General features: G+C 39.9%; 24 protein-coding genes and 1 pseudogene. 9 read left to right on the top strand and 16 right to left on the bottom strand.

Features of this window, described 5'->3' with window-relative positions; genetic code table 11:
- Window positions 1-5 precede the first annotated feature (5 nt).
- The 3 genes from JCM12304_RS03810 to JCM12304_RS03800 are packed head-to-tail and all read left to right on the top strand — an operon-like array spanning window position 6 to window position 2,988.
- Entirely contained in the window at window positions 6-752 is a 747-nt protein-coding gene (locus JCM12304_RS03810) for a ChbG/HpnK family deacetylase (protein ID WP_060678587.1), read from the top strand.
- The gene (locus JCM12304_RS03805; RefSeq protein WP_019375832.1) at window positions 753-1,115 is read left to right on the top strand and encodes a PTS sugar transporter subunit IIA; all 363 of its coding nucleotides are present in this window, start codon (window positions 753-755) and stop codon (window positions 1,113-1,115) included.
- A gap of 40 nt (window positions 1,116-1,155) precedes the next feature.
- Window positions 1,156-2,988 carry an exo-beta-N-acetylmuramidase NamZ domain-containing protein gene (locus tag JCM12304_RS03800; protein WP_082387968.1) on the top strand — a complete coding sequence of 611 codons (1,833 nt, stop codon included), beginning with the start codon at window positions 1,156-1,158 and terminating at the stop codon, window positions 2,986-2,988.
- A 183-nt stretch (window positions 2,989-3,171) separates the two neighbouring features.
- Here the strand turns inward: JCM12304_RS03800 and JCM12304_RS19265 are convergent, their stop codons facing one another.
- The 3 genes from JCM12304_RS19265 to JCM12304_RS03795 form a co-directional block, all read right to left on the bottom strand.
- Window positions 3,172-3,321 (bottom strand): hypothetical protein, encoded by a 150-nt coding sequence (locus tag JCM12304_RS19265; protein ID WP_019375830.1) that lies wholly within the window; start codon window positions 3,319-3,321, stop codon window positions 3,172-3,174.
- Window positions 3,322-3,431: 110 nt separating this feature from the next.
- A complete protein-coding gene (locus tag JCM12304_RS19260) occupies window positions 3,432-3,575 on the bottom strand; it encodes a hypothetical protein (RefSeq protein ID WP_157360420.1) in 144 nt (47 codons plus the stop codon).
- Window positions 3,576-3,694: 119 nt separating this feature from the next.
- Entirely contained in the window at window positions 3,695-3,949 is a 255-nt protein-coding gene (locus tag JCM12304_RS03795; RefSeq protein WP_060678586.1) for a DUF6429 family protein, read from the bottom strand.
- A 195-nt stretch (window positions 3,950-4,144) separates the two neighbouring features.
- Here JCM12304_RS03795 and JCM12304_RS19900 point away from each other — a divergent pair, with 195 nt between their 5' ends.
- A complete protein-coding gene (locus JCM12304_RS19900) occupies window positions 4,145-4,273 on the top strand; it encodes a hypothetical protein (protein ID WP_019375827.1) in 129 nt (42 codons plus the stop codon).
- 551 nt (window positions 4,274-4,824) lie between these two features.
- Here JCM12304_RS19900 and JCM12304_RS03790 read toward each other — a convergent pair.
- From JCM12304_RS03790 to rlmH, 5 genes and pseudogenes are all read right to left on the bottom strand, one after another.
- Window positions 4,825-5,264, bottom strand: a pseudogene (locus JCM12304_RS03790) (cell wall hydrolase).
- Between the two features lie 79 nt (window positions 5,265-5,343).
- A complete protein-coding gene (locus tag JCM12304_RS19895) occupies window positions 5,344-6,084 on the bottom strand; it encodes a hypothetical protein (RefSeq protein ID WP_060678585.1) in 741 nt (246 codons plus the stop codon).
- Window positions 6,081-7,445 (bottom strand): tetratricopeptide repeat protein, encoded by a 1,365-nt coding sequence (locus JCM12304_RS19890; RefSeq protein WP_060678584.1) that lies wholly within the window; start codon window positions 7,443-7,445, stop codon window positions 6,081-6,083. Before JCM12304_RS19890 ends, JCM12304_RS19895 begins: the two co-directional genes overlap by 4 nt.
- Before the next feature lie 322 nt (window positions 7,446-7,767).
- Window positions 7,768-8,001: a hypothetical protein gene (locus JCM12304_RS03775; protein WP_060678583.1), complete on the bottom strand. Its 234-nt coding sequence runs from the start codon at window positions 7,999-8,001 to the stop codon at window positions 7,768-7,770.
- Between the two features lie 65 nt (window positions 8,002-8,066).
- Window positions 8,067-8,546: a 23S rRNA (pseudouridine(1915)-N(3))-methyltransferase RlmH gene (gene rlmH / locus JCM12304_RS03770; protein WP_019375812.1), complete on the bottom strand. Its 480-nt coding sequence runs from the start codon at window positions 8,544-8,546 to the stop codon at window positions 8,067-8,069.
- A gap of 155 nt (window positions 8,547-8,701) precedes the next feature.
- On the opposite strand from rlmH, the gene JCM12304_RS03765 reads away from it, so the two are divergent.
- Window positions 8,702-9,598, top strand: coding sequence for a ferritin family protein (locus JCM12304_RS03765; protein WP_060678582.1), 897 nt, complete (start codon window positions 8,702-8,704; stop codon window positions 9,596-9,598).
- A 240-nt stretch (window positions 9,599-9,838) separates the two neighbouring features.
- On the top strand, window positions 9,839-10,729 hold the full coding sequence (locus JCM12304_RS03760) for a DnaD domain-containing protein (RefSeq protein WP_060678581.1): 891 nt from the start codon (window positions 9,839-9,841) through the stop codon (window positions 10,727-10,729).
- 51 nt (window positions 10,730-10,780) lie between these two features.
- On the opposite strand, the gene JCM12304_RS03755 is transcribed toward JCM12304_RS03760, so the two are convergent.
- The 7 genes from JCM12304_RS03755 to JCM12304_RS03720 form a co-directional block, all read right to left on the bottom strand.
- A complete protein-coding gene (locus JCM12304_RS03755; protein ID WP_082387967.1) occupies window positions 10,781-11,107 on the bottom strand; it encodes a 4a-hydroxytetrahydrobiopterin dehydratase in 327 nt (108 codons plus the stop codon).
- 62 nt (window positions 11,108-11,169) lie between these two features.
- A complete protein-coding gene (locus JCM12304_RS03750; RefSeq protein ID WP_060678580.1) occupies window positions 11,170-11,376 on the bottom strand; it encodes a hypothetical protein in 207 nt (68 codons plus the stop codon).
- Window positions 11,377-11,453: 77 nt separating this feature from the next.
- Window positions 11,454-13,109 carry an FAD-binding dehydrogenase gene (locus JCM12304_RS03745; RefSeq protein ID WP_060678579.1) on the bottom strand — a complete coding sequence of 552 codons (1,656 nt, stop codon included), beginning with the start codon at window positions 13,107-13,109 and terminating at the stop codon, window positions 11,454-11,456.
- Between the two features lie 21 nt (window positions 13,110-13,130).
- Window positions 13,131-14,303 (bottom strand): lactate 2-monooxygenase, encoded by a 1,173-nt coding sequence (locus JCM12304_RS03740; protein ID WP_157360419.1) that lies wholly within the window; start codon window positions 14,301-14,303, stop codon window positions 13,131-13,133.
- A 337-nt stretch (window positions 14,304-14,640) separates the two neighbouring features.
- Window positions 14,641-15,072, bottom strand: coding sequence for a hypothetical protein (locus tag JCM12304_RS03730; protein ID WP_060678577.1), 432 nt, complete (start codon window positions 15,070-15,072; stop codon window positions 14,641-14,643).
- A gap of 99 nt (window positions 15,073-15,171) precedes the next feature.
- On the bottom strand, window positions 15,172-16,602 hold the full coding sequence (locus JCM12304_RS03725; protein WP_060678576.1) for an NAD(P)H-binding protein: 1,431 nt from the start codon (window positions 16,600-16,602) through the stop codon (window positions 15,172-15,174).
- Window positions 16,603-16,712: 110 nt separating this feature from the next.
- On the bottom strand, window positions 16,713-18,758 hold the full coding sequence (locus JCM12304_RS03720; protein WP_060678575.1) for a bifunctional diguanylate cyclase/phosphodiesterase: 2,046 nt from the start codon (window positions 18,756-18,758) through the stop codon (window positions 16,713-16,715).
- 188 nt (window positions 18,759-18,946) lie between these two features.
- Here JCM12304_RS03720 and JCM12304_RS03715 point away from each other — a divergent pair, with 188 nt between their 5' ends.
- Entirely contained in the window at window positions 18,947-19,510 is a 564-nt protein-coding gene (locus JCM12304_RS03715) for a hypothetical protein (protein WP_060678574.1), read from the top strand.
- 35 nt (window positions 19,511-19,545) lie between these two features.
- On the opposite strand, the gene JCM12304_RS03710 is transcribed toward JCM12304_RS03715, so the two are convergent.
- A complete protein-coding gene (locus JCM12304_RS03710; RefSeq protein ID WP_060678573.1) occupies window positions 19,546-20,199 on the bottom strand; it encodes a YesK family protein in 654 nt (217 codons plus the stop codon).
- Window positions 20,200-20,383: 184 nt separating this feature from the next.
- Between JCM12304_RS03710 and JCM12304_RS18940 the strand changes: the two genes are divergently transcribed.
- Together JCM12304_RS18940 and JCM12304_RS03705 are read left to right on the top strand one after the other, a co-directional pair.
- Entirely contained in the window at window positions 20,384-20,539 is a 156-nt protein-coding gene (locus tag JCM12304_RS18940) for a Spo0E family sporulation regulatory protein-aspartic acid phosphatase (RefSeq protein WP_082387966.1), read from the top strand.
- Window positions 20,540-20,631: 92 nt separating this feature from the next.
- Window positions 20,632-20,991: a Lin0512 family protein gene (locus JCM12304_RS03705; protein ID WP_019375798.1), complete on the top strand. Its 360-nt coding sequence runs from the start codon at window positions 20,632-20,634 to the stop codon at window positions 20,989-20,991.
- The last annotated feature ends 209 nt before the right edge of the window (window positions 20,992-21,200 follow it).

Genomic DNA, 21,200 nt, shown 5'->3' with positions numbered 1-21,200 from the left:
TCTATATGGATCTTAAACAACGTCGATTAATTATAAATGCAGATGACCTTGGATTGAGCCCTGGCGTAACTGCTGGAATTCTATATGCCCATCAATATGGGCTTGTTTCCAGCACGACTGCCATGGTTACTACAAGATTTTCAAAGGATTGTTTGCAGGAAGCTAAACACTATTCTCATTTAGGAATTGGTTTGCATTTTGTTTTAGATGCAGGCCAACCTCTTTCTCCTTCAGTACCTAGCTTAACGGATAATAAAAATAACTTTCTTAAAGGCAAGGACTTAATCGAAAATGCAAAAGGAACTGACATTAAAGAAGAGCTAAAAAGACAACTAGAACTCCTCCTTTCCTGGGGGATAGATGTGACACATATTGATAGTCATCATCATATGCATCTGCATATTCCCGGTGCGCTAGAGATAGTGTACGAGGTAGCTCATCATTATAAACTACCTGTAAGAGTCTTTACTAATACTACAATAACAGCAACAGTGCCGAGGACAGATTATTTCCATTTTAATTTTTATGGTGAGAATAATTTAACAGAAGAATACTTGATAAACATGATTATCAATCTAGATGAAGGTACCTCTGAAATAATGTGCCATCCCGGCTTTTTAGATACCTGGTTAACCAAGACAAGCAGTTATCAACAAATGAGAATGAAAGAGGTTGAAATCTTAGTAAGCAACAGAATTAGAAAATGTCTAGACGAGCAAAACGTACAACTCGTGCACTATGGAGGGATATAAATGAACGTTGATAACTTTTCTATGTCGATTATAATGCATGCTGGGAATGCCAAAGTTTATTTACATGAAGCCTTAGCCGATGCCAGGAATGGTGAATTTGAGGGAACAGATGAAAAAATTAAACTTGCATCGGATGAATTACTAGCGGCTCATAAAATTCAAACCAAGTTCTTGCAACAAGATTCAAATGGTGAATTAAAGAATCTACAAGTATTGTTAATGCATGCGCAAGATCATCTAATGACGGTAATCTCTGAAAAAGATCTTATTAAAGAAATGATTGAGATGTATAAAAGGCAAATAGAAACGGAACAAAAGATTAATCAATTATCAAAGGTAATAAAGAGGATAGAAATGAAGTAAAATTAAGGCGAATGTTGACAAAATTTTGTGAGGTGTAGTTATGAAATTAGGTAAACTTACTTTTATATTCCTGACTATATTGGGATTAGTGCTATATACTAATGGGACTGAGGCTGAAGCAAAGAAAAAAGGCAAGAAAGTCACTCCAGGTATTGAAACCTTTTTAGATAAACACGTTGATTGGGTTAAGGGTAAGAAAGTCGGTTTAATAACAAACCCCACTGGGGTCGATACTAACCTTAAAAGTGATATTGATCTATTATTTGAGCATCCTGACGTAAATTTAACAGCTTTATTTGGGCCAGAGCATGGAATAAGAGGGGACCAGGAAGCAGGAAAATATATTGAATCATATGTTGATGAAAAAACTGGTTTACCTGTATATAGCTTATATGGTCCTACCTGGAAACCTACAAAGGATATGGTAAAAGATGTTGATGTACTCCTGTTTGACATACAAGATATTGGATCGAATGTATACACATATATTTATACGTTAGGTTTCGCCTTGGAAGCAGCAGCTGAATTTGACAAAGAACTAATCGTGCTAGATCGGCCAAACCCTATAGGTGGAGCAAAAGTTGAAGGGCCACTTCGTTCGAAAGATACGGTTAGTTTTATGGGAAGATTTTTGCTACCAGTAAGACACGGAATGACTGTAGGGGAATTAGCTACCATGTGGAATCACGAATATAGCATGGGAGTGAATTTGAAGGTTTCCAAAATGAAGGGGTGGAAACGAACGATGCATTACGAAGATACTGGCCTGCCTTGGGTCCAACCTTCACCAAACATACCAACAAAGGAGTCTGCTTATTTATATACTGGAACAGAATTGTTAGATGATACTACCCTTTCCGTTGGATTAGGTACAACAAAACCATTTGAGTTAGTAGGCGCTCCATGGGTGGATGGCGAAGCTTTAGCTCAAGAAATGAAAAAACGAAATATTGATGGCGTTACCTTCCGCCCAGCCTATTATACTCCTATGTTTGGTAAGTATAGCGGGGAAAGAGTTGGAGGTGTTCAGGTTCATATAAAAGAACCTACAAAAATAAATTTAGTAGAATTAGGGCTAAATTTAGTTGATGCTATGAGAGATCAAAACCCGGATAAATTTGAAATGACGTCAAGTTATGCAAATCTAATTGGTGATCCAGAAGTACCTAATATGATAAAAAATGATGAACCTGTTAATAAAATAATAGATTCTTGGCAATCCAAGCTAGATAGGTGGGTAACAGAAGTTCGCAACCAATACCTTCTTTATGCTCCATTCCCAAAAAAGACAGGTCCTTATAAGGAGAGAAGTTATTTAGGGATATTACCGTTAGATATATCAATTACCCCTGGAAAAAGTGTTGATTTAAAAGTACAGGGATTTGATAAAGAGGGGAAGAAAATTGAAATTAACCCGTCTTCAATTAACTGGGAGGTTACAAACAATATTGGAAAAATAAATGATGGAATTTTTCAACCTACGAAAGAAGGTAAAGGGAAAGTTATAGCTACCTATAAAAATCTTATAGCAAGTCGTGATGTAACTGTTTCTGTACCATATATAGAAAATATTCGGTATGGTGTTCATTCAGACTCAACAAGAGTCGTGCTCTACCTAAACAATGACGTCAACGATTATTCCATTGAGGAGGAAAATGGCAAGCTATTTCTAAAAATTCCTTACGGTAAAGTTGGAGGGGACTTAGATAGGGAAGGTGGTATAGTTAAAATCGATAAAAGCCCTATCGTCTCAAGTATCAACTATTATGTTAAAAATGAATCGTTCATTGCTGAATTAGATTTGAAGAAAGAAGGAGTTAAGTACAATACCCCAGAATTTTCTTCGAGATTAGTAGTTGATTTGGCTCATTAAATGCTTTTTAAGTTAAAATAGGAACAAATATTATAGAACAAAACCAAGGTTATAAATAACGACCCAGACCAAGTGCAGGGTCGTTATTTATTTCTCTCTATCATTCAATTACAAGCAAAGTAAATAGTATTGTAAGTTAAATTGCCTGACTCTTTTGGAAGTATGTCACTTTATTTTGTAGAGCTAGTTCTTACAACCATTTTTGTCACAAGTTATTTTGGAACTAGTACTTACCCAGTGACCAGAACTTTCCTTCGTATTAAATCCACAACCAGTACTTCCACCTTTTTTCCCACTATGCACAATTCCAGTTGGTGTATGTTTAACAGCCACCTTTATCACCTCCTTAAATTTTTAAATGTATATTTGAGATAATCTGTCCTATAACATAGGAACAGTAACTCACAAACACAAAAATGCCAGTCATCCATAAAAAAGTTCCTTTACCTAACTTCTCCTAAGGATGCCTGACATTGTTGATATAACCTATATTCACTTTTCGATTCTGTTGCCTGTTTATATTTCAATCCCTTTGTATTGGTGATTGTCACTTTCCGAACATTTAATATCTTTTCAAAAGATACCAATTACAATCCTCCAAATATTAAAGCACTCCACCTAATAACTCTCTTCTCCATTTTACCATAAATATAGGATAATTATGGTAAATTATTACCAATTTAATGTCCCCTAAAACACCTGTCTTCTACTCCTTCACCCCATACTTCTCCAACAAACGCTGTGCTTCCCCCACTGCTTCTTTTCCCATATAGACTGACTTTGAACGATTGCTTCCTGAAATTAATTCTTCTTCATCTCTTAGATGATCCAACACTTCAAATGGATAGCCTTTCCAAGCTCGGTGGTAATCCCCATCAATGCCCTCTTCCTCCCAAGAAGTTAAGTAAAGAAGCATTAGTGTTAAGTCTCTGACCACCTGATCCATGTCTTTTTCACTCATTTTTCATCCTCCCCACCGGTATTGTTTGTTAATTTCCAAAATGTTCTATCTTTATTCTACCAAATTAAATTAAAATTCTAAGCTTCCCAAAGGGTGAAACAGTTAAATACAGAATAAAACTACCCAAAAGCGAACAAATAATTGAATATTTTATCTCTTTCCGATTATACTTAATCATAAGAAGGAGGGGTGCTATTGTTGCGAAAATGGGTGAAACTAAATATGTATGTTTTTGTGCTTCCATTTGCCTTTGCCTTATCGTTTTTGGGTGATGCAAATGGAAACCTGGTTAGATTAACACTGGACACCGCCAGAGACATGTAATTGCATAGTACCAAAACACCTAGGATAAACAAACGCATCAACTAGTCGCTCTAACAAAAATAACCCCAGTTCCTCAAAAGGAGCTGGGGGGTATTTCTTTTTATCTCACAATCATAGTATCTATTGCAGATATTGGATACAAGGTTATTTCATCCCTTTATTGTAGAAGGAACGTTACGAACTGTAGTGGATTGACTTATTGGTTTGGATTACTCTATATAGCGAATTATTTTCTAACCACATTACCAGTGAAGGAAAAACACGTAGACTCCTCGGAAAGAAAAAACATTTTTCCTTCGTGCGATGCACAATTCGCTGAAGCCTTCCTTATCCTGCGGGAAAAGCAACAGCTGAAGATCCCGGAGGAGGTGGTTTTCCTCCGAGGAAGCTGAAGCGTTGCCCGCGGAAAGCGAAGTGGATTTTCCGAAACGGCGATTTTTAATCAAATCTAGTTTATTTTATTGTATATCATTGCTTAACTCCTTGCATATACATAAAACCAAAGAAAAAAAGCCCTGCATGAGTCCCCCTCACACAAGGCTTCCATCCACCTACCCCATATACACACCTTCACAAGTATTCGCCGCTGGTTCGTAAAAGCAATGAAGCTTATATTGTCCTGTAAATGGCTGACCATACCACGTTGGAGGGCATGGAGCATATGGATTAAAATACCATAGCGCAAACCTGGATGGGTGCTCTCTCCAGGAATCTACACTCTTTTGGCTAATCTCTTTTCAACACCACGTGCTCTGTTGTAAAAAACATTGCCTTTTTGGACGGCCTCGAAAGAGTAATTGCCTCCCTGTATTTGAAAAATTACGTCGTATATGGATCGTAAATCTCGAAAGTCTAGGCAATTGGCAACTAAACGGTTGACGATGACATTACCAACCATCAGCATCCCCAGCTGCCCTTCTCCCTCAGCCTCTGCCCGCATCATCCTTGCCACTAAGTTCACGTCATTCTCTGTGTATGCTACTCTTGCCATATTTATCACCTCTAAAAATTATATGATGAAAATTTATAAAGATGATAGTTGATTACAGATTTTAGATCGCTTTTTGGCTCTAGACCTTGCTGATTGTATTCGTCAATTCGTATTGACGGCGTCTCACTTCAAACAAGGTTAATGGATCACGATAGGTTTCTGGTTTGTCATGCATCTTTTGTAAGTCAGCAGTATGGCTTTCAATATCTGCTTCTACCTTCTCCGTTTCCTGGCTCACAATATCTACAGGGTTGGCGAAGAACCTGTTTACATCCCACTCAATCGATCCTTCAAATAATTCCAATTGCTGCATGAACGGGTCGATAATTTCCTTTGCTGTTGGCGTGTAATCCTCATTTTCAATATAATTTTTATATCTGCTATGAAGCATTTCATTGTTCTTGGAAATGGAACTGAATAGCTTGCCTGCCCCCTTTAAAAATAACTGGGATGGTGTATTACGCATGAAAATATTCATTTTTTCAAAGCGTAGCATACCGCGGGAAATCCGTTCCAAATCCCTCTGCCAATCCTCAAGCACTTTAAAATCGGCCTGCAGGTCAATCTTCTCTTCGTTGTATTGCTGATTAACCGTCTGGCTGAATTCGTTACATGCTGCCTGATTTTCCTGGAATTCTCTTTTACATTCATTAATCCATTGCTGTACCGCTTGTTTCACATCATGATGGACGAAGTTTTTCATAAAGACGACAATTCGTCTGTTCATTTCCTCGTTTAGTTCCTCATTGATCTTGGAAAAGTCACTATCATCCTGAATGATACTGGCACTTTTTTGTAATTGCTTCGGCAGTTCAGTCATAACGCGTTGGATAGGTTATTTTTCATCGTACGGAAGGATTCTGTCATATGCTCGGCAGTTTCTTGCTCCATATCTCCGAGCTGTTGATGGATATTCTGCAAGCTTGCCAGTAATGCTTCATTCCATTCGATCTCTTCCTCGATACCTTTTTCCAATTCGACTCTTTGTTCCAGAAGAAATTCAATGGATACTTTCAATACCTCACGTATGCTCGACGGACTCGCCGCTTCCATGTCGGAATTACGTAGAATAGGATCTGTGACTTCTGTTAAATCATGGAGCAATCCTTCTTTTTTAGCCCATGCTTTAATGGCTTCGAATAGGATCATGCCATCCTTTGAATCATGCTGCTGTGGTGTTGTGGTTTCAAATTGATATTCGGCTTTGCTGACAAGTTGTTCATCAAGCATCGAAGGGATCGTTTTATCCCATGCCAGTATAGCAGCGGAAGAAGCCAACGCATCTGATTCTGCTGTTATATCCAACCAATTCGTTAAGTGTTGCTGGATTAAGTCCGAAATCTCTCTGATTAAATAATCGCCATTAATCAAGTCGAAGTAAGCCTCTTGGTATAATGCTGGAAGCTTCCTCCAAACATATGGCAGCTCCTCATGAGCTTCCAGGAGAAGCTGGTTAATCACACGTAACCACTCTATATAGTACGGGCTTTGTCGATAGCTATTCCATAACACCTCTGTCATGTCTTCAAAACGGTCTCGATCCATTGCAAGTATATGTACAAGCAGATCATTGAAATAATCCGGTCTGTAACCAACCGTTAGCCCTTGCTGCACATAGCCTGATAAAACTCCCATCCAATAGCTAGTTTTAGTTCGGATCGTTTCATTCACTGCGAGTTCCACTGCATGATCCCACTCACCAATATCCTCGAAATATGTCTGGGCTATCTCTGTTACACGGGAATAATCAGGATTTAAACTAACCGCTTCCTTTATCGTACTAACTGCTTTTCGCTGATTGCCTTGCTGTACATATAGCGAGAATAGCTGCATTAATACTTCCGACTTCAATACAAGGGATGGCGAATCAACCTGCAAATAAAGTCCTTCTGCTTCCTCCAACAATCCCAACTCTACATGTGCATCAGCTATATTCTTCTGTGCCCATGGAATAAGCTCCTCTTCCAGTGGCTGCTGCCATTTAAAGATCGCTGCTTCATAATCGTTATTCTGGTAATAAATTTCTCCCTGGGCATAGCGAATAGAAGAAAGGTCTGGCCACTGTTTTTGCATTTCTTCCATGTACATATCGCCCAATATGCTTACTGGGTGCCCTTGTTTGCTTTTATCTAAAATCGTTTGATAATAGGATTTATTAATTCGTCTGTTTTCCGTCGTCACGATAATCCCTCACATTATATATTTTTATGACTCTATAAATCGGGTTATTTAAGCGTACATCTATTCTTATTCCTCTTATACTTGTTCCATTACTACATTCCGTTTTATTTAAAGGTTCTTATCTATACACTATTCGACAGAAACCCCCAATTTATGAGGATATTTGCACTATTTTAGACCATAGAAATTTTTTAAAAAAATATGTATCTCTATGGCTTTACCCTGTTAGCTGAAATTATAACATCTGGCGGGGGTTGGCTGTCAGTGGAGTATTTATCGAGAGTGTTACGAAGCAACAGGGAGATGTGCTTACAAAGACGTTTCAAATCAGTAAAATGAGTAAAATAAACCCAATCACTAAAGCTAGCTTCATTTTCACAAAATGCTCCGTATGTACGTATATATTGACCGCCAAAACTACAAGTAACGGGATAAATGCATATTTCACATGAAACGGCAGGATATTAGAAAGTAATGATACGAGCAAAATATAACCTACATAAAATAACTCACGATTACTCCCTTGAAAGGGGGTTTTCTTTTTGGCTTTCTCCATATAGCTTCACCCTCACCTGCGATTTAAAAATCCTCATTGGCGGACATGTCTACATGTTGTTTCTGCTACTTATGATATGGCTGTCCCTTATTTATCCGATACGCCCTGTACACCTGCTCCAATAAAATCATCCGCATAAGCTGGTGTGGAAATGTCATTTTTGAAAAAGATAGAGCAAGATCACTTCGTTTGGTAACTTCTTCACTTAGCCCAAGAGATCCCCCGATTACGAAAGCTATTTTGCTTTTCCCATAAGTGGCTAGCTCATCCAGCTTAGCCGCAAGCTGTTCGGATGTCAGCATCTTGCCTTCAATCTCCAGTGTGATAACAAACGTGTCCTGATTAAGATGGGAGAGAATGCGTTGTCCCTCTTTGCGCTTTACTTCCTCTTCCTCTGCCTTACTCATGTTTTCAGGTGCCTTTTCATCTGGTACTTCCATGATATTTACAGTCGCATAGGCGCTGAGTCGTTTCATATATTCCGCGATACCCTGCTTCAAATATTTTTCCTTTAGCTTCCCTACCGACACGATGGTTATTTTCATTGTTTTCATCCTTTGTTTTTCATTCTACATTCATTTTATCAAATTCAAGCCTCCTTTAGTAAGAACCTTATATTCTTTTCAAGAAACTGAACAAGCACTCTTGCCCAATCCTTATGCATAACATGGATAAGAGGTAAATTTTAAGGAGGAAGACTATGTATTCCAATGATTTCTACAACCATACTAACCGTCCTTCACAGGATGCTTCGCTTATAGAAGACATTCAAAAAGCTATTAACGGTGAATATAGCGCCATTTCTTGCTATGGCAAATTGGCAAAATTAGCACCTACGGAATGGGAACGAAAAAGAATTCAAGAAATACAGCGGGATGAAGGCCGGCATCTTCAGATATTCAGCTCCATTTATATGCAGCTAACCGGTATGCAGCCATCCCACACTTTAATGGAAGGATGCCCAGATGACTACCTGGCTGGAATTGATTATGCATTTCAGGATGAACAAAATACGGTTGATTTCTATTTGGGTATTTCTGATCGGGCGGAAGATCCAACAATAAAAGAGAAATTCCGTCGTGTAGCTGTAGATGAGCAAAATCATGCGGTGTGGTTTATGTATTTTATGTTAGCCAATTATAATGGAAAAAGTCACACTCGCCAGATCCCCGACTTTGGAGCAAAAGGTGCATTAAACGCGACTACACTAACATTACCTCAAATGCTCACTTATGCTCTGCAAGACGAATTTCTGGCACAAGCAAGGTATGATAATATTCTCCAGACCTTTGGCGACGTTCGGACATTTTCCCAAATAAAAGAAGCAGAATTAAGACATATTTACGCGTTACTCCCACTGTTTGATATGTACCAAATTCCTCTGCCAGAAAATACAGCTCAGGCTTTCGTAACTACACCCGGAAATTTGAAAGAAGCATTTGCTGCTGGAGTTGATGGAGAAATTGATAATATTTCCATGTACGATCGATTTTTATCCATGGAACCCCCTGCAGATGTCAGGACAGTTTTCACCCAATTACGTAATGCCTCTGTTAATCACTTGGCAGCATTTGAAAGAGGGCTGGCGAGAGATTAATTTACTGTGTTTACTGGCTGTTGTGTGCTTCTTTGTTCTATCAGGAGAAGCACAACAACCTTTTCACCTATACACGGTGGCTCCATTGAAATGGTGACTATTTTAATCTTCCTTGTCCATCTATTTTCACCTGACAGACGGGAAATTTATCTTTTAGAATAAAAATTATCTTTTGGATGCCCCCTTTTATCTTTCTCCTTCGATAGTAGTTTTAAAGAGGTTTTTAAAGGAGAAGACAAGATGAATTATATTAAACAAATGAATGCTTTCCATTTGAAAATTGATCTGGAGCCGATTTCAATACACGCCAGATCCCTTTGGCTAACATTGAACGACATCAATAATAAACTGCTTTGGCAAAAAACGTTTACCGTAGCTGCTTCCAAGCTGCAGGATAAAGCTGGATTATCAGCAAGTAGTTTTAAGCGAGCTCGAATAGAATTAGAAGAAAACGGATTTATTCAAGTGACTTCCCGAGGTGGAAATCAAGCTGCGGTCTACCATGTGGTCCAATTATATGCCGATACATCTTCTGAAATGGAACCACATGAAGAGAAAGTGGACTACACTCCGGACCAAAAACTGAGCCACAAGTTGAGCCCATTAATTAAACATAAACAAAAAACAAAAATAAAAAAGAAACAAGAAGAAGAAGCTGCTACAGGCGCAAAATTATTTTACTTCGATAATTTCGGTGAACCAAATACATATATTACAGAAGAACTTATTTATTGGATAGATGATGTTGGAGATGCGCTTGTTATCCAAGCAATGAAGCGTTCATTAGAGCAGGGAAAAAGTCATTGGGGATATGTGAAGGCTATTTTGCATGCATGGAGAAATAAAGGTATTGAAGATGTAGCTGCTGCTAAAGAGGAAGAGAATAATTACCGTGTTCGCAAAGAAGAGAAAGAACAAAAGGCGAACCTTTTTGAACAATTAAGACAGGAGGAAATACCTGATTGGTTTATCGAGAATAAGAGGAAGCAAGCGGAAATGGCGGCACAAAAACGGAGGGCATCACGGGAGAATATTTGGAAACAGAAGAGGAGCAAAGGGAAGAGCTTGAACTTCTACTGGCACGTTTTTCTTAAGTGTGGGGTGAAAGTTTGTTACGTTAACAAAAATTAGGATCAGCCCGAAATAGTCTAAAATCGGGCTTTGTCCTTATCTATAAAGAGATCATTTCCCTTCTTTTGTATATATTTCATCAAAGTCACGAACCATTTCTAAATCCAATTCGGTGACTCCTTTTGCCCGCCAAGAGGATATTTTCAACGTGACCTTTTTGTAATCGATGGCAATGAAGGGATGATGCTGCCGCTTTTCTGCATATTCGGCAATCTGATTGGCAAATTGCACTCCATCCATATAGCTGGCGAATTTATACTTTCGGGCAATCCATTTGTCATCAATCTGCTCCCATTCAGGCAGCTTCTCCAATTCCATAGTCAGCCGATCCGCCTCTACTGGTATCATTTCATATTCATCTTCTGTCTTGTATTTCATTACGATCCCTCCTCGTTTTCTATTCCCTTTTTTCGGCTGGACAAAAAGTTAAGGTCTATTGTTCAACCAGGTGGGGGCTTGGGGTTATTCGCTTTTTCATGTTTTCTAATTTGCGAAAGGCTAATCACAAATACAAGAAAGACACTCCAAAGCGCCCAAAAGAAGAAGCCCCATTGATCCGTAGCCATCGATAGGATAACAAAGAATAGAAGGGTGATTCCCCCGATCCATAGATTTATTTTAATTGCTTTTTTCGTATCTTTGTACATGCGGCATCACCTCTTAAAGCATTGTTTCTATATCCTATGTGGAAAAGTGGAAAGCAATCCTTAAACAAGTTCAATATCTATGTTAAATCCGACACAATCGCTCTTCCAGCAACCCTTCCGGAAAACAAACAGCCTCCGAGGAACGTGCCTTCAAGAGAGCGATAGCCATGCAGCCCTCCTCCACCAAAGCCGGCTACTTCTCCTGCTGCATAGAGTCCAGGAATGACCTCACCCTGCTCATCCAGCACCTGTGCTGATAAGTTATTTTGCAATCCTCCAAGTGTTTTTCGGCTAATAATATGCAGGCGAACAGCAATCAATGGTCCATTTCGGTAATCGAGGATTTTATGTGGCTTGGCCACCCTGATTAGTTTATCACCAAGATAATTTCGCGCCCCACGCATTGCGGTGATTTGTAGATCTTTTGTAAAAGTATTATCGATTTCTCTGTCACGGGCGCGGATCTGCTCTACCACCCGATCCGCATCCAATCGATTCGCTCCAGTAAATTTGTTCATTTTTATGACGAGGTTATCAATTGTATCGGCAGTAAGGAAGCCCTCGCCCTTATCAAGAAATGCCTGAACAGGGGCTGGGGCACCAGGTAGGATTCGACTAAGTACTTTGGAGATACTTTTTCCTGTTAAATCAGGATTCTGTTCCGAGCCGGAAAGAGCAAATTCCTTTTCGATAATCTTCTTAGTAAGGATAAACCAGGAATAGTCATAGCCGGTATCCTTAATCGCCTTTAATGTCCCCAGTGTGTCAAAACCAGGAAAATTAGGAGAAGGAAGTCGATGCCCTGTAGCATCAAGCCAAACAGAAGATGGCCCTGGGAGTATACGGATTCCGTGCTTTTCCCAAATCGGATTCCAGTTTTTTATTCCCTCGGTATAATGCCACATGCGATCCTTGTTTACGATTCGCCCACCCGCTTCCTCTGAAATTAGCAGCATACGTCCATCTACATGGGCAGGTACTCCTGACAACATTTGTTCTGGAGGGGTTCCCAGTCGTGCTGGCCAGTTTTCCCGGATAAGGTCAAAATTGGCTCCAATCCCACCACTTGTTATGAGGACAGCTTCTGCTTTTGCTTCAAACACGCGCACCACATCCTGTGGACTCTTCTCCCCGCGTAATGCCATACTTGGAACAAGCACGGAGCCCTGAACACCTGTAATCCGGCCATTTTCTTGAATCAATTCATCAACCCGATGACGTGGTTTGTAGATCACCTTCCCTGTTTTTATATGCTCCCTGACGCGTCGTACAAATGGGTCGACGATTCCTGGTCCTGTTCCCCATGTAATGTGAAAGCGGGGAACGGAATTACCGTGACCACCAGCATGATAACCGCCTCGTTCTGCCCAACCGACAACTGGAAAGAATTTCACGCCCATGTTCGTCAACCATTCGCGCTTCTCTCCTGCTGCAAAATTAACATAGGCCTCTGCCCACTTTTTCCCCCAGTAATCTGCGTCATCCTCTTGATCATAACCAGCAGTTCCCAACCAGTCCTGCCAGGCAAGCTCTTCGGAATCCTTAATCCCCATTCGCCGCTGTTCAGGGGAATTAACCAGAAATAATCCCCCAAAGGACCACCAGGCCTGGCCGCCAAGAGATGCTTCCGGTTCTTGATCCAATAGAAGAACCTTCTTCCCACCATCCGCTATTTCTGCGGTTGCTACCAAACCTGCCAGACCTGCACCGACCACAATTACATCATATTCCATGACTTTTTCTCCTCTATGCCGCTATTCTGCGACAGATTTTTTCATTATGCTTGTATTCAAATCCTGGACAGCTTTTTCTCCTGTGAGCCCTAACGTAATATCCAAATCTGCAATCATGTTTTGCATAACTTCCTTTACTCCCTGCTGGCCCGCAACAGCAAGTCCATACATGAGTGGTCTGCCAATAAGGACAGCGCTGGCTCCCAATGCCATTGCTTTAATGATATCTGCACCTCTTCGGATTCCACTGTCCATCAGTACGGGTATCCGGCCATCAATTACCTCACATACAAGAGTGAGTGCTTCCAACGCACCTATTGCTCCATCGACCTGTCTTCCTCCATGATTGGAAACAATAATGCCATCTACACCGTGATCCAATGCCAATTTCGCATCATCCGGATGGAGAATTCCTTTTAAAATAATGGGGAGGCTTGTATTTGCTTTAAAAAAATCGATATCCTCCCAGGTTAATCCGGCATTTCCAAAGATTTGTGTCCAATGCATTATAGCAGCCTGTGGGTCTTCCTTCGGGGATTTATCCAGCTTGGCGTTAAATGCTGGATCTGTAAAATAATTGCCAACACCTTCACCAGCGAGGAATGGTAAATACACATTTTTTAAATCATATTCGCGCCATGCCATCATCGGTGTATCCAATGTGACTACAATTGCAGAATAACCGGAAGCCTCCGCTCTACGAAGAAAGCTTGCAGTAATGTCCGGGTCTTTGCTCCAATATAATTGAAACCATCTGTCCGCCTCACCCATACTTTCTGCTATTTTTTCCATGGGAATGGTAGAAGCTGAGCTTGCTATATAAGGCACTCCTACATCTGCACAAGCAAGTGCGGAGCCAATCTCACCTTCTGGATGAATGATAGATTGTACACCAATTGGTGCGTGCATCACAGGAAAAGAATAAGTCTTTCCAAACAGCGAAACGGATAAGTCTCTATCCTCTACATTTCGCAGCATGCGTGGAAGTATCTTCCATTGGTTAAGCGCTTTCAAATTTGCGTTCATTGTATTTTCTCCGCCAGCTCCACCTGCAACATAGTAATACGGCCCATCCTCTAATTTTTCTCGGGCTAGCCTTTCCCACTCTTCATATACAACTGGCAGTCTGTTTGGATCGGGGTCGTGCATGTTCATATAAATCTGATACTGTATGTGATTACCAATATTTTTCAAAAAGAGTCCTCCTTTCGACTGTAGGTTTAGTATATAATTGTTATAATTTTTAGTCAATTGAGGGTTTGGGGGGAGAGGATAGGTTATTGTGTGTCTCGGTTGAGGAGTGGGCTGTCGCGGATAGCGATGATGTTGTCGCGGTTGAGGGCTTGCTTGTCTCGGATGGCGCCCCTCTTGTCTCGGGTGCGGTGCGAGCTGTCTCGGATAGCGCTCTCCTTGTCGCGGGTGTGGTGCGCGCTGTCTCGGATGGCGCCACTCCTGTCGCGGGGAGCAGCAGCTTTGTCTCAAATCTGCCATAAAAAAAACGGGCAGCTAAACAATAGCTACCCGCTCATTTCTATTTTAGCAAGCCGTTAAAAATTTCTCCTTTATCCAGGTCAATAATCTTCACACGCTCTTCTTCTTTTATAAAAATGCTTTTATATTTTTCCTGATTTTTCTCATTGCGGAACAGAATAATTCGTTTTCCCTCATTATCCTCCACAACTACAGGGTGATGTGCATCTAAATCAATATGGTTTTTAATTGGCGAGTATTCTGGCAGTTTTGTTAGATCGATATCAGCTGCCTCCTCATTATTTTCCGTATTTCCGTTGGTTACTTCCTTATCTTCAGGCTTTTCTGTATCCGAATTTTGATTCTCATCTTCTGTTGCCGTTGATTCGTTTCCTTCGTTATCTGCTGTATCTGTTGATTGTTCATTGTCTCCACATGCTGCTAATGCAATTATAATAAATAACAAGCCAGCTAGGAGGATAAGCTTTTTCATTGATGTTTCTCTCCTTCTTCTATCATGTTACTAAAGTTAGTATACTCCTCTCCTATGAAATAATCCTGTGAATTGGATTAGAATTCTATGAGAAGCTTGTTAGACATATAGCTGGACCTGTTCAGAGGCCTGTCCTTCACTTAACTTCTTCATATGTTTACGGAAGGCATACATAACAAATAAATGCATATTCGCTTGTGTGTAATGGTAGATAAACCACGGCAATGCTGGGGTGAAATCATGTACTGCAATGATTGCCTCATTGGCTCCTGGGATTTTACGGAACTCCATTCTACCTCGCTCATTTTCTTTGCGATCTGTTAAAAAACCACCGGTAATATAATAGAGTGCTCTATCTTCTGTACTCCGCTCTGCCGAATAAGATAATTCCAGCATAGAGGTTTTATTACCCAGAAAACCTATCTTACAATTTAAGTTCTCATCTGTAGACGTTTTTATCCATGGATTCAGAAAAACCTCCAGCCATTTCACATAATATCTGCCCACCCAGTCGGCACTGCAACCCTCCGGCAAGCACACACGCTGTACGGACCGCACATCTTGCTTGAGCGGAGTGATGATCGGCTTTTTCTTTGTTGGTTTCTTGTTCTCCTGGTTATCTGCCTCCATGGCATATGCTGCAGCCTCCCTAAATGAGATGCTTCCTTGGCTAATCCCTTCCACAAAGTGGCTATCCTGAACCGTCATTTCATGTTCCAAGCTTTCCACAAGCGGGTAAACAATCTCTTTAGGGGTTTGCGTGACAAGGCGCAGCCATAGACGGGATAAACTGACGGAAAAGAATGGGACATTAAACATATAGCGCTTTTTCCCCATTATTTCTGCTGTTTGCTCCATCATCGATCGATATGTCATCACATCAGGTCCGCCAATATCTATGGATCTATTTTGCGGCTCCTCTTCCATTGTAAGTTTTCCTAGCGAGTTCATAACATCCGGGAGGGCAACAGGCTGTGTGTTTGTTCTCGTCCATTTGGGTAAAATCATGCTAGGCAACCGCTTCACAAGCTTTGCTAGAATTGGGAAGGAGGATCCCTTTGGCCCTACAATCAGCCCTGCTCTTAATGCGGTAACTGGTGTCCCATAAGCCCGGAGGATTCTCTCTACCTCCAGACGACTTTTTAAATGCCTGGATAGTTTAGGAGCATGGTCTGGAATAATTCCACCCAAATAGATTAGTTTTTTTATTCCTTGTTTTTTAGCTGCTTGGGCAAAATTATCTGCAAGGATAACATCCATATCTTCAAAATCACCCTGCGTAAGCTTAGCAGAGGGCATCATTGAATGTACAAGGTAAACAGCAATATCTGCTCCCTTTAATCCTTTCTCTGCATCAGCTAAGGAAAATAAATCACAAGAGCGCCATGTAACGGAATCCGTATCCTCACGCTTGTCCCCATTTCTTGATAAGCCAATAATATTTACCCGACCTTCTAACTTTTCAATTAAATTCTGTCCAATATAGCCGCTTGCTCCTGCTATTGCCACAACAGGCTTCGTATTTGCCATACCGATCTCCCCTTCCTCTCTATTCCTCTATGAAGCTAGTACCCTTTTAAGAAGAATGATAACCAAAAAAGCAACCCAGCTGTTGTTATTCTGGATTGCTCGTTCAAACATTATACGATTTCTGGCTGTGTAAACCTGCTATACCATTCAGAAAGCTCGAGTGCAGGCAATGGCCTCGAATAATAATATCCCTGAATAATAGGGTTATCACAGAAATCGGCAAGGAAATGAATTTGTTCCTTTGTTTCCGCACCTTCAACGACAATATTCAAATCCAATGATCTTCCTAATGAAATGATGGACTGAATAATTGATGCGTCCTTTCGCGAATGTGGTACATCATCCAAAAATGACTTATCTATTTTTAACGTACTGATTGGCATTTGCTTCAAATATGACAACGACGAAACACCTGTACCAAAATCATCAAGTGCAATGGAAAATCCTTCTTTCCGAAGAGCAGCAACTCCCCGTAATGCCTGTTGAATAGATGCTACAAAGCTTGTTTCTGTTATCTCTAATTCAATCCACTTCGGGTCTATCTGATATGTCTCTGTCATTTCCTTTAAATAGTTCACCAAGGAGTGTGATGTGAGACATTCACCTGGGATGTTAATGGATACAGGACAATTCACTTTACTATCCAGCTGCCACTGCTGTAGCTGCTTACAAACTTCTTTTATAACCCAGCGTGTTACATCCTGTATTCGATGATTCTTTTCCAGGATTGGGATAAACACCCCTGGGCTAATCAACCCCTGCGCGGGGTGTTGCCATCGAAGTAATGCCTCCACACCGACCATATGTCCATCCAGCATATTCATTTTTGGCTGATATACAATAAAAAATTGATCTTCTGCAAAGGCTTTATCTACATCTTGTAAAATTCCCTGTTCAAACATATACCGATGCACATTTTCATCATAAAAAACCAGCTGATTGGTATATTGGATGTTAGGATCTTGGAGAATAGCAAGTGCATTAGCATAGAGCGAATTTCTCTTGTTATCCTCCTCTTGCATTGCAATCGCACAAACAGTAGAGATAGTAACATTCCTATCTTTTAGAGGAAAAGGTGCAGATAGACTTTCAACCATTTTCTGCATGGAAGCTGCCAATTTATCCTTGTCCACCCATTTATGGCTGACAAATGCAAACTTACGACCTTCCATGCGATAAATCTCCATGGATGATGGCTTGTGCTCCAATAACCGGGCAGCGACCTTTTTCATCAGCTCATCTACAGCCATATAGCCATGTAAGGAACCTCTTTTATCCATTTTATCCATATCAATTAAGGCAATAGCAGAATAAGTAGAAGTAGAAAACCTTCGTTCAAACTCCCTGTAATTCGGTAGCTTCGTCATGGAGTCATAATAATTTATTCTATTCGAAACAAACCGATCAAATAATTCCATTAAAAGAAATAATAGCAGCGTTATTCCCAAGCCATTGATAATTAAGGTCAGCAAAAAATGCATATCCTCCATTTGCATATGTGTTACAAAAGTAAAATCCTTTGGTACATAAAAAACAACAGCAGCCATGCCGATATAATGCATGCTGGATATGGCAATCCCCATTATGACAGCCACAATTAACCGTTGCAGCCAGTTTTTCATCTGATTTTGCAAAACGGAAAAGACATATAAGGCTACGAAAGAAACGATTATAGCAACGACTATACTAAGTGTAAAAAGTGGCAGGTGATAATAATATGACACACCCTCCATGTGCATGGAGTCCATTCCAATGTAATGCATGAGCGATATCCCCGCCCCCATAGATAAACCACCTAGAAAATGAGATCGCTTTGTTGGCTGAGGTTTATTAGCAACATGAAAAGCAATAAATGCTGCCACAATCGCTGGAATAATGGAAACAATGGTTAATACCCGATCATAATGCATATGGACCGGCAACATCATCGCACTCATCCCAATAAAATGCATGGACCAAATCCCAACGCCCATCGAAAAAGCAGCAAGTACTGACCAGAGATGCTTATTGAAAAAACTATTCTGACGGACTCGTTGGTTCATAACAAGCGCTGTATAAGAAGCAAAAATAGCTATAATGATAGATAAAATAATAATAGAGCTTGAATAGTCCCCTTCTATGATGTTAAAGCCAGATAACTCAGGCTGATTAAACATGCTGATTCCTCCATCATGATGTATTAAAATACATTCCACTTTTATTATCGACAGTTTTCGCGAGAAAGTAAATAGAATTATGTATTTATATCATGCTAGTTGAGGGTCATTGTCCTTCTATTCCTAATTATGTTACGATTTTTTTGGATTTATCTATAAAATCAACACAATGCAAGGAGGAAAAACATTTGAAAAGAAAAGTAGCCTTACTAATTACCATGCTCTGGATCACTCTATGCTTACTTGCTGCTTGTGGCGATGATGCTACAGATTCACATGCAGCTGAACACAAAGGACAGGAGAAGCTGATAGAAAAGAAAGAAGCTCCATCGCAATCTAGCACAGAAAACGAACCCAATGAGGGAGAAAATAACAAGGAACAGACTGAACATGCGAAAAAAGAATCGGATAACACCCAAGCAGAGCAGCAAGTACAGGGTAATAATATGGAGAAAGAGCAAGAAAATGCTCATTCACAAAACACAGAGCATCCTGAGAAAAAAGAAAGTCCCGCAGATCAGACGAAAATTATGAGTGGGGAAGCAGCCGTTTCTTACTTAAAAAAGGAACTGGACATGGAGACAGAAGAAGGTATTCTTTTTGATGACATGGGTGGTTCGTTACATACAGATGAGTCAGGGGCCTATTATCGTGTGGAACTCATTTCTAAGTCGATGCAGAAAAATGGTGGCTCCGGAACAGTTGGGCTATATAAAGTCTATCAAAACGGAAATTATGAATCTCAATTTTAGTTAATTTCCCGAAGAGGTGGAGGACATCGATTGCCCTATTCCACCTCTTCATACACCGTACCATTTGTATCCATAATCACAATATTTTCCTTTAACCTGTCCAGACCAATACCAATCACCGGATTCTTTTCAGAAGATTGATTATAGTAGCTTCTTATTTTCACAATTGTCGTGTTTGACTGTTCTTCCACATCAAGCACCTCAATATCATTTCCTGCCATCTCTTCACCTAAGGAAAGGATAATGCTTTTATTTCCTTCTGAAATAGTAAATGTTTTATAACCCTCAATAGTAGGATTTTCCTGCAATTTTTGAAAGTACGCCCCAACCTCATCACCTAGGTAATACTGACTCTTTTTTATTACCCAATAATCTGTTTGGGTGAAATAGAGAAATACGGAATAACCAAGCACTGTCGTTATGACGGAAGTGTATACTACCTTTTTCCATAAGGTATTGTTTTTAAAAATGACCATTAAAATTGCAACGCTAAAAATCCCTGCGCTTATAACACCAAAAGGCATTCCTGCAAAACCACCAATCACAGTTATGCTAACCATAAATAACACAGCTCCGGAAATTCCTACGACCATTGCCCTTTGTCTATCGCCCCATCTTTTACGGAAAAGATACGTTACTGCATGAATAACCAATCCTAAAACAAGCCCACTTAGGAATAAAATGAACATTTTGCTCCTCCTTTCATAATAGATCATATTTTTCAGTTTAACATATTTTCCCAGTTGTAAGTCTTTCCTTTACAACTACTATACAAATTTTATAATTAGTTGACATTTTAGCCTTAAATGAAATAAAGTGTTTTAAATATTCGTATACGGGTATCAATGGATATGAGAATTGGAGTGAAATATTTTGCCTACAAAAAAAGAAATAGAAATAAAAGTGGAACATGTAAGGAATAAAATGTATCATGCTTATAAAAAAGAACAAAACTATGAAGATATTCTAATTCTATCAAAGAAGTTGGACGAACTACTGAATCAGCTTGATAAAATGAATCACTCTTAAGTAATTTTTGTTTTCTCGGCCGATGTTTTATACAATCTCAGATTGGGAAGTGTTTTTATAGAAAGATCCAAAAGCATAAAGGAGTGTTATCCATGGATCAAGTTTTATTTATACAAACAGGAACAGGGATCGATGTGCACGGGCAAAATGTGACGAAGGCAGCTGTTCGTGCTGTGGAAAACGCGATTTTATCTAACTCAATGCCTGGCATTGAAAAAAATCTTCCAGGTGAGCGACTTGAAAGTATGAAGGTGAATGTCAGACTAGCAGTCCCGCTTGATCGTGAAAAACTGGATATTGAAAAAGTAAAAGAAGCTATTCCTTATGGTGTTGTTACCGTCGATGTAACCGATGGAGGCATGGCTACATCCAGCGGAATTTTGCTGAAAGACAAAAATGACGAAAATGACTTAATGTATATGGTAAATGCCGCCGTTGAAGTCGGCTACTAAAAAGTAAATTCGGGTAAAAAAGCACTGAGGATGATAACAAACATCCCCAGTGTTTTTTTTGCTCTACAAGGATGTTAAGGTGTCTTCCTATGATGCGCAAAAAGGGTGAACTGCCAAGTAACTTGATAGTACAGTAAAAAGCCATTTCGGAAAATAATGGATGATAGGCTTAGTTCCTCGATAGATACAGGGGATTCTCTCACTCTGCT

The sequence above is a fragment of the Virgibacillus halodenitrificans JCM 12304 genome, from assembly GCF_001310895.1.
In the GTDB taxonomy this organism is placed as follows: Bacteria; Bacillota; Bacilli; order Bacillales; family Amphibacillaceae; genus Virgibacillus_Q; species Virgibacillus_Q halodenitrificans.
The sequence above is the reverse complement of the archived record's forward strand: the minus strand, read 5'-3'. Positions and strand labels throughout refer to the sequence as shown.

Bases quoted from the DNA above. Each gene is read 5' to 3' on its own strand.
- JCM12304_RS03720 (WP_060678575.1), bottom strand. From the start codon at position 18,758: ATGTTTAATCAGCCTGAGTTATCTGGCTTTAACATCATAGAAGGGGAC.
- JCM12304_RS03810 (WP_060678587.1), top strand. From the start codon at position 6: ATGGATCTTAAACAACGTCGATTAATTATAAATGCAGATGACCTTGGA.
- JCM12304_RS03805 (WP_019375832.1), top strand. From the start codon at position 753: ATGAACGTTGATAACTTTTCTATGTCGATTATAATGCATGCTGGGAAT.
- rlmH (WP_019375812.1), bottom strand. From the start codon at position 8,546: ATGAAAATAACCATCGTGTCGGTAGGGAAGCTAAAGGAAAAATATTTG.
- JCM12304_RS03725 (WP_060678576.1), bottom strand. From the start codon at position 16,602: ATGGCAAATACGAAGCCTGTTGTGGCAATAGCAGGAGCAAGCGGCTAT.
- JCM12304_RS03730 (WP_060678577.1), bottom strand. From the start codon at position 15,072: ATGAAAAAGCTTATCCTCCTAGCTGGCTTGTTATTTATTATAATTGCA.
- JCM12304_RS03705 (WP_019375798.1), top strand. From the start codon at position 20,632: ATGGATCAAGTTTTATTTATACAAACAGGAACAGGGATCGATGTGCAC.
- JCM12304_RS03765 (WP_060678582.1), top strand. From the start codon at position 8,702: ATGTATTCCAATGATTTCTACAACCATACTAACCGTCCTTCACAGGAT.
- JCM12304_RS03760 (WP_060678581.1), top strand. From the start codon at position 9,839: ATGAATTATATTAAACAAATGAATGCTTTCCATTTGAAAATTGATCTG.
- JCM12304_RS03750 (WP_060678580.1), bottom strand. From the start codon at position 11,376: ATGTACAAAGATACGAAAAAAGCAATTAAAATAAATCTATGGATCGGG.
- JCM12304_RS03710 (WP_060678573.1), bottom strand. From the start codon at position 20,199: ATGTTCATTTTATTCCTAAGTGGGCTTGTTTTAGGATTGGTTATTCAT.
- JCM12304_RS03745 (WP_060678579.1), bottom strand. From the start codon at position 13,109: ATGGAATATGATGTAATTGTGGTCGGTGCAGGTCTGGCAGGTTTGGTA.
- JCM12304_RS03775 (WP_060678583.1), bottom strand. From the start codon at position 8,001: ATGGAGAAAGCCAAAAAGAAAACCCCCTTTCAAGGGAGTAATCGTGAG.
- JCM12304_RS19895 (WP_060678585.1), bottom strand. From the start codon at position 6,084: ATGACTGAACTGCCGAAGCAATTACAAAAAAGTGCCAGTATCATTCAG.
- JCM12304_RS03800 (WP_082387968.1), top strand. From the start codon at position 1,156: ATGAAATTAGGTAAACTTACTTTTATATTCCTGACTATATTGGGATTA.
- JCM12304_RS03795 (WP_060678586.1), bottom strand. From the start codon at position 3,949: ATGAGTGAAAAAGACATGGATCAGGTGGTCAGAGACTTAACACTAATG.
- JCM12304_RS03755 (WP_082387967.1), bottom strand. From the start codon at position 11,107: ATGAAATACAAGACAGAAGATGAATATGAAATGATACCAGTAGAGGCG.